This window comes from Sphaerotilus mobilis, from assembly GCF_004216565.1.
Taxonomy (GTDB): domain Bacteria; phylum Pseudomonadota; class Gammaproteobacteria; order Burkholderiales; family Burkholderiaceae_C; genus Sphaerotilus; species Sphaerotilus mobilis.
On the sequence record NZ_SGWV01000007.1, the window covers coordinates 519,761 to 534,147 of the forward strand.

The 14,387-nt window shown below is 67.3% G+C and carries 14 protein-coding genes and 1 tRNA gene; 2 read left to right on the forward strand and 13 right to left on the reverse strand.

From position 1 onward, the window contains the following. Positions 1 to 108: 108 nt before the first annotated feature. Complete coding sequence (locus tag EV685_RS02610) at positions 109 to 1,410, forward strand: putative Na+/H+ antiporter (protein ID WP_130480405.1); 1,302 nt, start codon at positions 109 to 111, stop codon at positions 1,408 to 1,410. 31 nt (positions 1,411 to 1,441) lie between these two features. Here EV685_RS02610 and EV685_RS02615 read toward each other — a convergent pair whose 3' ends face one another. From EV685_RS02615 to EV685_RS02635, 5 genes are read right to left on the reverse strand one after another with little or no spacing between them, the layout of a single operon-like run. After that, positions 1,442 to 2,731 (reverse strand): MGH1-like glycoside hydrolase domain-containing protein, encoded by a 1,290-nt coding sequence (locus EV685_RS02615; RefSeq protein WP_130480406.1) that lies wholly within the window; start codon positions 2,729 to 2,731, stop codon positions 1,442 to 1,444. Beyond that, positions 2,728 to 3,747 (reverse strand): ABC transporter ATP-binding protein, encoded by a 1,020-nt coding sequence (locus EV685_RS02620; protein WP_130480407.1) that lies wholly within the window; start codon positions 3,745 to 3,747, stop codon positions 2,728 to 2,730. Before EV685_RS02620 ends, EV685_RS02615 begins: the two co-directional genes overlap by 4 nt. Positions 3,748 to 3,763: 16 nt before the next feature. Next, positions 3,764 to 4,636: a carbohydrate ABC transporter permease gene (locus EV685_RS02625; RefSeq protein WP_130480408.1), complete on the reverse strand. Its 873-nt coding sequence runs from the start codon at positions 4,634 to 4,636 to the stop codon at positions 3,764 to 3,766. Next, a complete protein-coding gene (locus EV685_RS02630) occupies positions 4,633 to 5,484 on the reverse strand; it encodes a carbohydrate ABC transporter permease (RefSeq protein WP_130480409.1) in 852 nt (283 codons plus the stop codon). Before EV685_RS02630 ends, EV685_RS02625 begins: the two co-directional genes overlap by 4 nt. A gap of 32 nt (positions 5,485 to 5,516) precedes the next feature. Continuing rightward, entirely contained in the window at positions 5,517 to 6,794 is a 1,278-nt protein-coding gene (locus tag EV685_RS02635) for an ABC transporter substrate-binding protein (RefSeq protein ID WP_130480410.1), read from the reverse strand. 267 nt (positions 6,795 to 7,061) lie between these two features. Between EV685_RS02635 and EV685_RS02640 the strand changes: the two genes are divergently transcribed. Further along, positions 7,062 to 8,090 (forward strand): LacI family DNA-binding transcriptional regulator, encoded by a 1,029-nt coding sequence (locus EV685_RS02640; RefSeq protein WP_130480411.1) that lies wholly within the window; start codon positions 7,062 to 7,064, stop codon positions 8,088 to 8,090. Positions 8,091 to 8,298: 208 nt separating this feature from the next. On the opposite strand, the gene EV685_RS02645 is transcribed toward EV685_RS02640, so the two are convergent. The 8 genes from EV685_RS02645 to infC form a co-directional block, all read right to left on the reverse strand. Continuing rightward, positions 8,299 to 8,375 (reverse strand) — tRNA-Pro (locus EV685_RS02645). 76 nt (positions 8,376 to 8,451) lie between these two features. Then, positions 8,452 to 8,973 carry a MerR family transcriptional regulator gene (locus EV685_RS02650; protein ID WP_130480954.1) on the reverse strand — a complete coding sequence of 174 codons (522 nt, stop codon included), beginning with the start codon at positions 8,971 to 8,973 and terminating at the stop codon, positions 8,452 to 8,454. Between the two features lie 34 nt (positions 8,974 to 9,007). Then, complete coding sequence (locus EV685_RS02655) at positions 9,008 to 9,373, reverse strand: integration host factor subunit alpha (RefSeq protein ID WP_130480412.1); 366 nt, start codon at positions 9,371 to 9,373, stop codon at positions 9,008 to 9,010. Between the two features lie 32 nt (positions 9,374 to 9,405). Continuing rightward, a complete protein-coding gene (pheT, locus tag EV685_RS02660; RefSeq protein WP_130480413.1) occupies positions 9,406 to 11,859 on the reverse strand; it encodes a phenylalanine--tRNA ligase subunit beta in 2,454 nt (817 codons plus the stop codon). Between the two features lie 71 nt (positions 11,860 to 11,930). Further along, on the reverse strand, positions 11,931 to 12,974 hold the full coding sequence (gene pheS / locus EV685_RS02665) for a phenylalanine--tRNA ligase subunit alpha (protein WP_130480414.1): 1,044 nt from the start codon (positions 12,972 to 12,974) through the stop codon (positions 11,931 to 11,933). Positions 12,975 to 13,106: 132 nt separating this feature from the next. Then, positions 13,107 to 13,463, reverse strand: coding sequence for a 50S ribosomal protein L20 (gene rplT, locus EV685_RS02670; RefSeq protein ID WP_130480415.1), 357 nt, complete (start codon positions 13,461 to 13,463; stop codon positions 13,107 to 13,109). Between the two features lie 27 nt (positions 13,464 to 13,490). Then, a complete protein-coding gene (gene rpmI, locus EV685_RS02675) occupies positions 13,491 to 13,694 on the reverse strand; it encodes a 50S ribosomal protein L35 (protein ID WP_130480416.1) in 204 nt (67 codons plus the stop codon). Positions 13,695 to 13,820: 126 nt separating this feature from the next. Beyond that, on the reverse strand, positions 13,821 to 14,345 hold the full coding sequence (gene infC, locus EV685_RS02680) for a translation initiation factor IF-3 (protein ID WP_130480417.1): 525 nt from the start codon (positions 14,343 to 14,345) through the stop codon (positions 13,821 to 13,823). Positions 14,346 to 14,387 lie beyond the last annotated feature (42 nt).

Below are 14,387 nucleotides of genomic sequence, written 5' to 3' on the forward strand. Positions count from 1 at the left end.
CGTCCCGGGCGCGGCTAAACTGGTTTTTGGGTGCCCAGGCGCGGGAGCGTCGGGGCAGGTTGTCGCGAAGGTCGGGCCGCCTCGCGGACCTCACCTTGCCCAGGCCCCATGACCCCCACCACGATCGACCTGATCGCCGCCCTGCTCTTTGGCATCGCGGTCCTCCACACCTTCGCCGCCAAGCTGTTCGAGCGCCTCGCGCACCGCTCGCCACGCCATGCCGGGCTGCTGCACCTGCTCGGCGAGGTCGAGGTGGTGTTCGGCTTCTGGGCCATGGTGCTGGTCCTGGTGATGGCCCTGATCGCGGGCGGCGACGCGGCGCTCGGCTACGCCGAATCGCGCAACTACACCGAGCCCTTGTTCGTCTTCGTCGTGATGGTGGTGGCGGCCTCGCGCCCGGTGCTGCAGGCCGTGCTGTGGGTCGTGGCCGCGACGGCGCGCCTGTTGCCCCTGCCGACGCCCTTGGCCAGCGCCTGGCTGGGCCTGGCGGCCGTGCCGCTGCTTGGCTCGCTGATCACCGAACCGGCGGCGATGACGCTGGCCGCGCTGCTGCTCGCGCCGCTGGTGTTCAGGCCCGGCATGCCGGAGCGGCTCAAGTACTTCGCGCTCGGCGTCTTGTTCGTCAACGTCTCGATCGGCGGCACGCTGACCTCTTACGCCGCGCCGCCGGTGCTGATGGTCGCGGCCACCTGGCAATGGGACAGCGCCTTCATGCTGGCGACCTTCGGCTGGAAGGCCGCGCTCGCGGTGCTGGTCAATGCGACGCTGGCCGCGCTGCTGCTGCGGCCCCATCTGGTCACGGCCAACGTCAAGGCCAAGGTCAGCGACGACGGGGCCGATGCGGGCACCGATGCGGGCACCGATGCAGGGACCCCACCCGTGCCATGGACCGTGATCGCCGTGCACTTGGGGCTGCTGGCCGGCGTGGTGATGCTGGCGCACCACCCGGTGGCCTTCCTGGCGCTGTTCCTGCTGTTCCTGGGTTTCACGCAGGCCTATGAACGCCACCAGTCGCCGCTGATCCTCAAGGAGGCCCTGCTGGTGGGCTTCTTCCTGGCTGGGCTGGTGGTGCTCGGCGGCCTGCAGCGCTGGTGGCTGCAGCCCATCGTGTCGAGCCTTGAGCCGCTGGCGCTGTTCTTCGGCGCGCTGGGTCTGACGGCGCTGACGGACAACGCGGCCCTGACCTACCTCGGCTCGCTGATCACCGGCATCGACGACACGTCGAAGTACATGCTGGTCGCCGGTGCCGTCGCCGGGGGCGGCCTGACGGTGATCGCCAACGCACCGAATCCGGCCGGCGTCGCCTTGCTCAAGCGCGGCTTCGACGACGGCTCGATCGGCGCGGTCGGCCTGCTGCTGGGCGCGGCCGCGCCGACCGCCGTGGCCGCAGCGGCGTTCCTGCTGTTGTGACGGCTCGGGCTGGCTGGCAGCGCCGAGACCGTCACCGCGTCTGAAGCAGGATCAGCGTGATCGCCGCCGTCCACGAGAAGTCCGGGCCGCCAAGGCCTTCACCGGTGTCGGGCGCGAAGTACTCGAACAGTCCGCCCGCTTGGACCAGCGCGAGCGTGTCGTCGCGCAGACGCTGCGCCTGCGCGGCATGGCCGTGTTCGGCCAGGCCTTCGGCGACCAGCCAGTTGATGTGCGGCCATACCGCACCCCGCCAGTAGCGCCGCGGGTCATAGCCCGGATCGGTCGGGTGGGTCGAGGCCAGGGCATGGCGGGTCGCACCCAGGAACTCGTCGAGTTCAGCGAGCAGGTCGAGCTGCCGTTGTGGCCCGGACTCGCCGGTGAACACATGGGCGTACCAGGCCAGGAAGCCGGCGTGGGTGCGCGAAGGCAGGGGCTTGCCGCTGCGCGTGTCGAGGCTGACGTGGCGCCTGAGCGTGGGTGACCAGAGCGTCGCGATCGCAGCGGCGCCGCGCTGGTGCCAGTCGCGCAGCTGCGCGGCGTCGCTGTGCAGGCCCAGGGCCTCGCACAGGTGGGCCAGATCGAGGTTGGCCCGCAGCAAGATGGCGTTGAGCGCGAAATCGACGATGCGCAAGGGGCACTCGTCATAGATCCGGCGCGGGTCAAAGCGGCAGTCGCGAAAGAAGTCCAACAGGTAGACGAAGCGGTCGTATTCGGCCTTGTGCGGCCGCATGCTGCCGTCGACGACGCCGGTGTCGCGGCGCTGGTAGCTGCGTGGGGTCGCCGGCACACGCGCCAGTGGCTCGTCCCAGGCGGGCGAGTTGTCGCTGCCGGTCTCCCAGGGGTGGTAGGTGACCACCAGACCGGTCTGCTCGGGGTCGCGGTCGCGGTACCACCAGCGGTGCCAGTCGACGATCTTGGGCACGATGGTGCGCAGGCGCTGGTCGACCTGCGGATCGCGGCTGTGATCGCGCATGCGCCGCACCATGGTCGCCAGCAGCGGCGGCTGCGAGATGCTGGTGGTCGGCGGCGTGAGGTGGTCGCAGCCCCATTCCTGCGGACCGGGAAAGTAGCTGTCGGCCGGCCGGTGGAAGACGATGCTGGGCAGCAGGCCGTTGGCCCACTGACCCGTCAGCAGCGTCTCGATCTCCTGCCAGGCGCGTGGCTCGTCGAAGGTCTGCCAGCCCACGGCGTTGACCGCCGCGTCCCAGTTCCACTGGAAGGGGTAGAGCCGGGGCGACGGCACGGCATAGCCGCCGCGGTCATTGGCTCGCAGCGTGGCTTGCGCGGCGCTGCGCAGCTGATCTTGTTGTTGCGGTGTCATGCGGCTTGGAGAAGCTTGCCCTGTGCGTCGTACCAGCGCGCGCAGCCGGCGCGCGCACGCACCGTCAGACGCTCGCCAGCGAGCACGGGTGGATCGATGCCCAGACTCACGCGCAACAGCTCGTCGCCGACGCGCGTGGTCACCTGCTGGCTGGCGCCGAGCATCTCGACCACCTTGGCGTCGAAGCTCAGGCCCTCGTTGGCCAGGTCGAGGTCTTCGGGCCGGATGCCGAGCGTGGCCGCGCCCGGTGGCGCGAAAACGCCGAGCGCACGCTGCGCCTCGGGGGTCCGGACGAAGTTCATCGGCGGGTTGCCGATGAAGCCGCCGACGAACTCGGTGGCCGGTTGGCGATACACCTCGGGCGGCGGCGCGACCTGGACGATCTCGCCGCCATGCATCACGGCGATGCGGTCGCCCAGGCTCATCGCCTCGGTCTGGTCGTGGGTGACGTAGATGGTGGTCGTCTTCAGGTCGCGCAGCAGCGCCTTGAGCTCGCTGCGCATCTCCAGGCGCAGCAACGCATCGAGGTTGCTGAGCGGCTCGTCCATCAGCAACACGTCGGGCTGCACGGCCAGCGCGCGTGCAACCGCGACGCGCTGGCGCTGTCCACCCGATAGCTGCCCGGCGTAACGATCGAGCAGCTGCTCGATGTGCATCAGTTCGGCGCTGCGCTTGACCTGTCGTTCGATGGCCGCCGCGTCGACCTTCTTCATGCGCAGACCGAAGCCGATGTTCTGGCCGATCGTCATGTGCGGAAACACGGCGTAGTTCTGGAACACCATCGCGATGTTGCGTTCGCGCGGCGGCAGGCCATTGACGCGCCGGCCGCCGATGCGGACGTCGCCGCTGCTCTCGGTCTCCAGCCCGGCAATGATGCGCAGCAGCGTCGTCTTGCCGCAGCCCGAGGGCCCGAGCAGCACGCAGAACTCGCGGTCCTCGATGTCGAGCGACACGGCCTTCAAGGCCTGGTGACCCTTGAACTCCTTGCGGACGCGGTCGATGGTGATGACGGACATGTCGTGTGTCTTCCGGTTATCGGTTGGCGATGCCCCACATGGCAAACAGGTACTTGCGCACGACGAAGATGAAGACGAGCGAGGGCACGACGAGGAAGAAGCCCCCGGCATAGCGGAAGTGCAGCGGGCTCTCTTCCAGGCTGGCGAACAGGAAGGCCGTCAACGTGCGGTTGTTCAGCGTCAGCACCGAAGCCGCGAAGACCTCGTTCCACGAGATCACGAACGAGAAGATCATGGCGGCCGCCAGACCCGGCAGCGCCAGCGGCATGACGATCATGAAGAAGGCCGTCAGGCGCGAGCAACCGAGCGTCCAACCGGCCTCTTCCAGCTCACGCGGGATGCCCATGAACAGGCTCGACGAGACGAGGATCGCAAACGGCAACGCCAGCGCCGTGTGCACCAGCGCCACGCCGAGCAAGGTGTCGTACAGGCCGATGGCGATGAAGCGGGTGACGAGCGGCAGGGCGAGGATCGCCAGCGGAAAGGCACGCGTCATGATGATCATCACGCGGTAGACGCCCTGACCCTTGAAGTCGAAGCGCGCCAGCGCATAGCCGGCCGGCGCGCCCAGCAGCAGCGCGAAACTCATCGTCATCGCAGCGACGATCAAGCTGTTGAGCGTGGCCGTCCACACGCCCGACACGTTGAAGAAGAACGCCATCGTGTCGAGGCTGAAACGGGTCGGGATCAGTTGCTTGGGCCAGGCCGAGACAACGTCGCGCGGGCTCAGCGCCGACACCGCGATGATCAACACCGGGATCAGCCAGCACACGCTGATGACCACCGCCATGACGCCCAGGAAGCGGGCGCTCGCCCGGCGCGCCGACGGGGTGGCTGCCGGGGTGGCTGTGGGGGATGGGGCCGGGGAACGGGCCACGTCGACACTCATGCCAGCGTCTCCTTGCGCACCCGCAGCACGCGCAGGTAGATCAGCGTCGAGGCGATCGAGACCGCCAGGATCAGCAGGGCATAGGCCGACGCGACGTGTGTGTTCTGGTACTGGGCCTGCCAGTTGTAGGCCTCGCCGACCAGCACCGGCAGGTCACGCCCGGCCAACGCATAGACGACCGCAAAGACCTCGAAGGCCAGCACCGTGCGCAGGATCAAGGCCGACTGCAGCGAGGGCTTGAGCAGCGGCAGCGTGATCTGGAAGAAGCGCTTCCAAGGCCCGGCGCCGAAGACCTCGGCGGCCTCGTCGTACTCCTTCGGGATCAGCTGCACACCGGCCACGAGGATCACCAACACGATCGCCGTGGCGCGCCAGATCTCGGCCACGATCACGCAGGCGAACAGCGCCACCGGCGCCTGGATCGACAGCCACGTGGTCGGACCGTCCAACAGTCCGACGGCCTGCAGCAGCGAGTTGAGGTAGCCCCGATCGGTCAGGATGGCCAGCCAGACGATGCCCGCAGCCAGGTCGGAGATGCCCAGCGGGATCGTCCAGATGTAGAGGTGGGTCATGCGACCGCGCTCGACCTTCTGCAACATCACCGCCATCGCCAGCGCGATCCCCACCTGCAAGGGCACGACGATCGCAACCAGGATCAGCGTGTTGCGCATCGCGACGCCGAAGTTCAGGTCGCCCGCCATCTTGCGCAGGTACTCGGTGGTCGCCACGCCTTCCGGCGTGATGAAGGCCATCAGCACCGTCTCGACCAGCGGCCACAGGAACAGCAAGGCCAGGAACGCGGCCGACGGCGCGATCAGCAGGTAGGGCAGGCGCGGGTTGCTGTTCATGTGACGGCACCGTCAGGGGTGGTCAGGCTGGATCAGGGCGTGACCGGGCAGGGGTTGCTGCCCGAGCTGGCATCCGGCGCCCAGCACGGCGCATTGGCGTCCTTCATCAGCTGCCCCAGCACCTTGCCCTGATCGGCCAGCACGGTCTTGATGTCCTCGTTGCGCAGCACGATGCGCTGGAAGGTGTCGATGAAGACCTTGTTGAACTCGCCGTTCTTCGCCCCCAGGCCCGCCGGCAGCATCGAGGCCCTGGCGTCCTTGGCCGCGAACACCTTGTTCATGCCATCGGCGGCCAACTGGACGCCCGGCGACAGCGTGCCCAGGTCAGCCTTGACGACCGGGAAGAAGCCGACCTCGCGCAGGATCGTGGCCTGCGTGGCGGGCTTGGTCAGGTGATCGATCACGCGCTCGGCGGCGGCGCGATCCGGTGCGTTCTTCGGCACCGCGATGCCGACCATCACCGGCATGTAGCCGCGACCCTTGGCGGCCGAGGGCGCCGGGAAGGTCACGAAGTCGTTGGGCTTATCGGTCAGCGCGGGCAGAAGCCGCGCGGTGTGGTCAAAGGCGACCCAGACCTCGCCGGCGGTCAGCGGCTCCTCCATGAAGCCGTAGGCGCTCGAACGCGGGTTGACGTATTGCCACAGGTCCTTGAACTCGGCCCACATCGCGGCCGCATCGGCGTTGGCATAGGTGCGCACCACGCCACCGGTGTAGCTCGGGTAGAGCGAGCCCTGGAAATAGCGGTGCATCAGCCCCTTGGGCCCTGCTGGAAAGCCCAGCTTGGCCTCGCCGGTGGCGTCCTTCATCGCCTTGGCCCAGGCCTTCAGCTGCGCGTAGGTCAGCGCGTTGAGGTCGGCGCCGGCGGGCAGGTGTTTCAGCGCCTGCTTGTTGGCCACCATCTGGAAGGTGTTGGTCATCACCGGGATGAAGCGCTGCTTGTCACCGCCCAGCTTGCCCAGCGCCAGCGACGCGGCCGAGAACTGGCGCGACGTGCCGAGCCGTCCGACGATGTCGTCGAGATCCTGCAAGCCGCCCAGCGTGTTGACGGGCCCAAGCTCGCCGTCCAGCGCCATCGTGGCGTGCACCTTGCCCTGCGCGGCACCCAGCTCGGCCTTCATGCGCGTGAGGTAGGTGTTGCCGTCCTCGGGCACGAAGTTCACCGCATCGGGCGCGCCCTTGAGGATGGTGTTGCGCATCTTCTCGGCCTCTTCGATCGGCCGCAGCTGCGTCGAGACGATGGTGGTCTGAGCGGTGGCCAGCGCACTGCCCGAGAGCAGCGCGGCCAGGGCAACGAGGCGGAAGGTCGTCATGGTCGGATTCCTTGGTTGGGTGACATCGAGGTCGCGAGCCCAGGCGATGCACGTGCAATCCCTGCGGGTGACGTGTCACCAAAAACGTTTTTGGTGAACGTATTGAAGCGCCACGGGCCGCACCGCCACATCAGAGTTAACCCGATCAGGTGCCGACCGGCGCGTCGTTCCAGACGGGCAGACGCCCAGGTCCCTCGGCCTAGAATCCAGAAGCGCTTCTGGCGGCCCGCCCGGTCACCGCCCCTCTTGTCCTCGGAGACTTGCCCCATGTCGATCGCCAGCCTGGCCAAGGCGCTCAACCTGTCGATCTCCACCGTCTCGCGGGCGCTGAACAACTACGACGACGTCGCGCCCGAGACGCGCCGGCGGGTCCTGGCCAAGGCCAAGGCCCTGAACTACCGCCCCAACGCGGCGGCCCGCCAGCTGGTCTCGGGATCGACCCGCGCCGTCGCGGTCACCTTGCCGGCGGTGGAGACGGGCGAAGAGTTCATCGACTGGATGTACTCCGGGCTGCTCGCCGGCGTTTCAGCCGCGCTGGACGGCTCGGGCTACTACCTGCTGGCCACCAGCGCGGGCGGACGCGGCATCGACCGGGAAATGGCGCTGTACCGCAACCTGATCGAAGCCAACTCGGCCGACGCCCTGCTGATCGTGCGCACGCTGGTCGACGATCCGCGCGTCAAGCTCGCGCAGGAGGCCGGCATCCCCTTCGTCACCTACGGTCGCACGCAGACCGACCTGCCCTACTCCTGGATCGACACCGACAACGAAGGCGCCTTCGCCCTGGCCGCCCATCGCCAGCTCGGCTTCGGCCACCGACGCATCGCGCTGCTGAACGGCCCATCGGCCTACTACTTCGCCCAGCTACGGCGTCGCGGCTACGACAAGGCGCTGACGGCCGCCGGCGTGGCGCTCGATCCAGCGCTGGTGGTGGAAGGCAACCTGTCGATCCAGAGCGGCTATAGCCTGACGATGGAACTGCTCAACCAGAAGTCGCCGCCGACCGCCTTTCTGTGCGCCGTCGACAACATGGCCTTCGGCGCCATTGCCGCCTGTCGGCAGCGGGGTCTGGTCGTCGGGCGTGACGTGTCGATCATGGGCTACAGCAACTCACCAATGGCGTCCTTCTGCGACCCGACGCTGACCACGATCGAGCACAAGGTCTTCGAGAACGGCCGCCATGTCGGCGAAGGGCTGTTGCGCCTCCTGGGAGGGGAAGCGCCGGGCCAACTCGGCTACCTGGAGCCGGTGCACCTCGTGCCACGCGCATCGGACGGCCCGCTGGTGACGTCGTAGTTCTGCACACCCGCCGGTTGACGCCACATCGGGTCGCGGCAGGGGATGCGGACAACGACGTGGTTGCGCCAAGCCGCGCTGTCTGGCGGACCGGACTCCTGCCCGCTGCGTGCAGGATATGGGCACCGAAGCAGGCACCAGAGCCCATATCGACGCCACAAATCAAAACGGGCTAGCTCCTTGTGAGAGCTAACCCGTTGATTTTCTTTGGTCGGGGTGGCGGGATTCGAACTCGCGACCCCTTGCACCCCATGCAAGTGCGCTACCAGGCTGCGCTACACCCCGACTGAGTCAAATAGTATATGCCAGAAATGTCTGGGCTGTCCAGACGCTGCGAGAGTCATCTGCGCCGCGACGGCGCTCAGCTGTCCAGATCGAGCAGGCTGCGGATCGACAGCAGTTCCTCGCGCACCGACAGACGCGGAGCGTCGGGCAGGACGACGGTCGTGGCGGCTTCGGCGGGTGGCATCGCCAGCGCGGCGCTGGCGTATTGCGGGGCGCGGGCGTTGGTCAAACCCGGGATCGGCACGCCGCTGACGGGCGCATTCAGATCGAGATCGTCGTGGGAAGGGTCGTCGGCCGGACCGGAAGCGCCCATCGGCAGAGACGCGCCAGGTGCAGCGACAGCCCCCAGTTCAATCAAGCGATTGCGGGCACCGCTGATCGTGAAGCCTTGCTCGTAGAGCAGGTCGCGGATCCGGCGGATCAACAGCACCTCGTGGTGCTGGTAATAGCGACGATTGCCGCGTCGCTTCATCGGCCGGAGTTGCGTGAACTCCTGCTCCCAGTAGCGCAGCACATACGGCTTGACACCACAAAGCTCGCTCACCTCACCGATGGTGAAGTAGCGTTTTGGCGGGATGTCCGGGAGCGAATTTTCCATTGAAATCAATGGGATTCAGGAGTCTCTCGACACTTTACTCGAACTCGCCAGGGGGCGGAGCCTCGCCTTGCACGATGGCCTTGAGTTTGTGGCTGGCGTGAAACGTGACCACCTTGCGGGCTCGGATCGGGATGGCCTCGCCGGTGCGCGGGTTGCGACCCGGCCGCGGCGCCTTGCGGCGGACCTGGAAGTTGCCGAAGCCAGAGAGCTTGACGTCCTCGCCGCTGACCAGCGCATCGTGGATGAACTGGAAATAGGCCTCGACCATGTCCTTGGACTCGCGCTTGTTCAGCCCGAGCCGCTCGAAGAGCAGGTCGGCCAGCTCAGCCTTGGTCAGGGTCGGGGTCTCGAGCGAGATCACGCGGTCCAGGGGCAGCGCCGGTTCAGGGGTGTCGGCCATCTTGGTGTGCGCTCAGGTTGGCTATCGAGGGATCAGGCGCCGCGCAGGCGAGCGCCGAGACGCTGGCCAACGGCCTCAACGACGGCCTGGACAGCCGCGTCGCTGCGCGCGTCCGTCAGCGGCGCCGATTCATCCAGCAGGTCGATGCGGAAGGCCAGGCTGCGCTCGCCGGCGGCAAAACCTGCCACGCCAGCCGCCGGGCGGTAGACGTCAAACAGCTTCGCAGCGCGCACCAGGCCATCGGTCGGCGCGGCCAGGATGGCATCGATCAGCGCGTCATGGGTGACGCTTTCGCCGGCGATCAGGGCCAGGTCGCGCGTGACAGCCTGCTGGCGGGCCACCGGCTGGTAGACGGGGACCGGACGGCGCAACAACACACCGGCGTCCAGCTCGAACAGCACCGGCGCACTCGGCAGCTCATAGGCCTGACGCCAACGCGGGTGCAACTCGCCGACGTGGCCGATCACGACGCCGTCAAGCACGACACGGGCGCAACGACCTGGATGCATCGCCGGATGTTCAGCTGCCTCGAAGCGCGGCTGCAGCGGCGCCAGCAGCGCCTCGACGTCACCCTTGACGTCGTAGAAGTCCACAGCACGCTCTTTGACGCCCCACTGCAGCTCGTCGATCGGACCCCAGGCCAGACCGGCCACGCGCAGCGGCTGGTCGACACCGGCGACGTCCTGTTCACTGCCCTGCACCGCCGGATCGCGACGGAAGACACGGCCGAACTCGAAGACGCGCACGCGCGACGCCCGACGCGACAGGTTGTGGCGCAACACCTGAACGAGGCTGCCCAGCAGGCTGGAACGCATCACCGACAGCGGCGCGGCGATCGGGTTGAGCAGGCGGATCGGGTCGGCGTTGCCGGCCAGCTCCTGTTCCCAGCGGGCCTCGACGAAGCTGAAGTTGATCGTCTCCTGGTAGCCCTGCGCGGCCACCGCGCGGCGGACAGCGTGCGGGCTGCGGCGGTCTTCGGTGCGCACGCGGGCGGTCACCGGCGCGAGGGGCGGCGACAGCGGGAGCTGGTCGAAGCCGATCACGCGGATGACCTCCTCGATCAGGTCTTCCTCGATCTGCAGGTCGAAGCGCCAGCTCGGCGGCGTGACGCTGAGCACCCCAGGCGCCGTTTCCGCGCAGCTCAAGCCGAGCCGTTCAAACACCTGCACGCATTGCGCCTGCGACACCGGCATGCCAATGACCTTGGCCGCGCGCGCCACGCGCAGCGCCACCGGGCGGCGCTCCGGCAGTCGGGTGGTCTGGTCGTCGATGGGGCCGATGCGGGTGTCGGCGGTGCCGCAGATCTGAACGATCAGCGCGGTGATGCGTTCGATGTGTTCGACCGTTAGGGCCGGGTCGACGCCACGCTCGAAGCGATGGCCAGCGTCGGTCGAGAAGTTGTAGCGGCGCGAGCGACCGGCCACCGCCTCGGGCCACCAGAAGGCGGCTTCGACGTAGACGTTGCGCGTGGTGTCGCCCACGGCCGTGGCGTCGCCACCCATGATGCCGGCCAGAGATTCGACGGTCTGAACGTCCGCACATTCATCGGCGATGACACCGACCTGACCGTCCAGCGTGACGGTGTTGCCGTTGAGCAGCTTGAGCGTCTCGCCCTCGCGGCCCCAGCGCACCACCAGGTCGCCCTCGATCTTGTCGCGGTCGAAGATGTGGCTGGGACGGCCAAACTCGAACATGACGTAGTTCGAGATGTCGACCAGCGCGCTGACCGAACGTTGGCCGCAGCGCGCCAGGCGCTCGACCATCCACGACGGCGTCTTCGCCTGCGGGTTGATGCCGCGGATAACGCGGCCGGAGAAGCGACCGCACAGGTCGTCGGCCTCGATGCGCACGGGCAGGCGGTCGTCCGCAGTGACGGGCACCGGCGCAAAGGTCGGCTGGGCCAGCGCCGAGCCGGTCAGCGCGGCCACCTCGCGGGCGATGCCGTAGACGCTCAGGCCGTGGCCCAGGTTGGGCGTGAGCTTGAGCGTGAACAGCGTGTCGTCCAGGTTCAGGATCTGGCGGATGTCCGCACCCACCGGCGTGTCGGTCGGCAGTTCCAGCAGGCCGCCGTGGTCGTCGGACAACTTGAGTTCCCGCGCCGAGCACAACATGCCCTGGCTCTCGACGCCACGCAGCTTGCCGAGCTTGATCACGAAGGGCTTGCCGTCGTCACCCGGCGGCAGTTCAGCGCCGACCAGCGCCAGCGGCACACGGATGCCCACGCGGGCGTTCGGTGCACCGCAGACGATCTGCAGCGGGCCGTCCTGGCTGTGCGGACCGGCATCGACGGTGCACACGCGCAGGCGGTCGGCATTGGGATGCTGATCGGCGGTGACGATCTCGGCCACGACGATGCGGCTAAAGGGCGGCACGGCGCGGTGCTGCTCCTCGACCTCCATGCCGGACATGGTCAGCAGGCGGGCCAGGCCGTCGCTGTCGAGGGCGGGGTTGCAGAACTCGCGCAACCAGGATTCTGGGAATTGCATGGCTTCAGGAGACGACGGTGATCGGGTGGACGACGGCTTGAGGCGCGGACGGGGTCGCGGGCATCAGGGGGTCACTGGAACTGCGCGAGGAAACGCAGGTCGCCCTCGAAGAACAGGCGCAGGTCGTTGACGCCGTAGCGCAGCATGGTCAGGCGGTCCGGCCCCATGCCAAAGGCGAAGCCGATGTAGCGCTCCGGGTCGAGGCCGAAGTTGCGCACCACGTTCGGATGGACCTGGCCGGAGCCGGCGACCTCGAGCCAGCGCCCCTTGAGCGGGCCGCTTGAGAAGGCGATGTCGACCTCGGCGGACGGCTCCGTGAAGGGGAAGAAAGACGGCCGGAAGCGCAGCTCGAGGTCGTCGGTCTCGAAGAAGGTGCGGAAAAAATCGGTGAAGACGGACTTGAGGTCCTTGAACGACACGTTCTCGCCGATCCACAGGCCTTCGCACTGGTGGAACATCGGCGAGTGGGTCGCGTCGCTGTCGACCCGGTAGGTGCGGCCCGGCGCGATCACGCGGATCTCGGGCATCGGGTCGGCGCCGGCATGGCGGGCGGCATGCTGACGCGAGTAGCGCACCTGCATCGGCGAGGTGTGCGGGCGCAGACACAGCGGGCGGCCGGCCTCGTCGTTCATGTCGACGTAGAAGGTGTCCTGCATGGAACGCGCCGGATGGTTCTCCGGGTTGTTCAGCGCGGTGAAGCTGTGCCAGTCGGTCTCGATCTCCGGACCGTCGGCGACGTCGAAGCCCATCGACGCGAAGATCTGCTCGATGCGCTCCATCGTGCGCGAGACCGGGTGCAGACCGCCACCGCCACGCTGACGACCGGGCAAGCTGACGTCGAGCGACTCGGCCTTGAGCTGGGCCTGCATCTCGGCGTCGGCAAGCGCCTGGCGACGCGCGGTCAGCGCGGCCTCGATGCGCTGCTTGGTCTCGTTGATGGCGGCGCCGCGGGTCTTTTTCTCCTCGGGCGACAGGGCGGACATGCCCTTGAGCAGTTCGGTCACACGACCGGTCTTGCCGAGGAAGCGGGCCTTGGCGTCTTCGAGTTGGGCCGGCGTGCCGGCGGCGGCGAAATCCGCCTCGGCGGCCTGGACCAGGGTATCGAGATCGTTCATCACGGACAGGTCAGCTGGATGGGTCTTGTGGCAACCACCACACGGCGGCAGACACAAAAAAGGCCGAACACAGGGTCGGCCTTGGGGTGCGAGGCACGTGACACCGGACGGGCCGGCGTCACGCTGTCAGGCTCAGGCGAGCTGGGCCTTCACCTTGTCGACGATGCTGCTGAAAGCAGCCGGATCGTGGATGGCCATGTCCGACAGGACCTTGCGGTCGATGCCGATCTGCGCCTTCTTCAGACCCGCCATGAAGCGGCTGTAGGTCAGGCCCAGGGCACGGCTGGCGGCGTTGATGCGCGCGATCCAGAGGCGGCGGAATTCACGCTTCTTGGCGCGGCGGTCACGGTAGGCGTACTGGCCCGCCTTCATCACCGCCTGTTTGGCGATGCGATAGACGTTCTTCCGACGACCGCGATAGCCCTTGGCCAGGGCGAGGACCTTCTTGTGACGAGCGCGGGCGGTAACACCACGTTTGACGCGAGGCATGTGTTGACTCCTTCAGTGCGTGGTGGATTACAGACCGGCAAACGGCAGCATCTGCGCCATGTGACCCATGTTGGTCTCATGAACGCTGACGGTCCCGCGCAGGTGGCGCTTGTTCTTGGTGGTCTTCTTGGTCAGGATGTGGCGCTTGAACGCCTGACCGCGCTTGACGGTGCCACCCGGACGAACGCGAAAACGCTTCTTCGCGCTGCTCTTGGTCTTCATCTTGGGCATGACTGCTCCTTCTGAGTTGTTCCCGTGAGGCGCCGTGAAACTTCTCCACGGTCTTGGTGGCCTACGGGCACTGGGACGCTGCGGCGACCAAACCGCAACGACCTCATCCTTCAAAACCTCGAACGCTTACTTCTTCCTCTTGGGTGCCAGCACCATGATCATCTGGCGGCCTTCGAGCTTGGGCATGTTCTCAACCAGGCTGACATCGGTCAGCTCGTCGCGGATACGCTCAAGCAGGCGCATGCCGATGTCCTGGTGCGTGATCTCGCGACCCCGGAAACGCAGCGTGACCTTGCCCTTGTCGCCCTCTTCGAGGAAGCGGCGCAGGTTGCGCATCTTGATCTGGTAGTCGCCCTCGTCCGTACCGGGACGGAACTTGACTTCTTTGATGTCGATGACGTGCTGCTTCGCCTTGGCCTCGGCCGCTTTCTTCTGCTCTTGGTACTTGAACTTGCCGTAGTCCATCAAACGACAGACCGGCGGGTTCGCAGTGGCGGCAATCTCGACCAGATCAACATCGGCCTCAGCCGACAGTCGCAAGGCTTCCTGGATGCTGACGATGCCCATGGGCTCGTTCTCAGGTCCGTTCAGACGGACCTCCAGGGCAGTGATCTCGCGGTTCAGCCGATGCTTGCGCTCGACGTTGGGCATCCGGCGGTCAAGAAAAGTAGCGATGGTTCGTTTCCTTCGGGG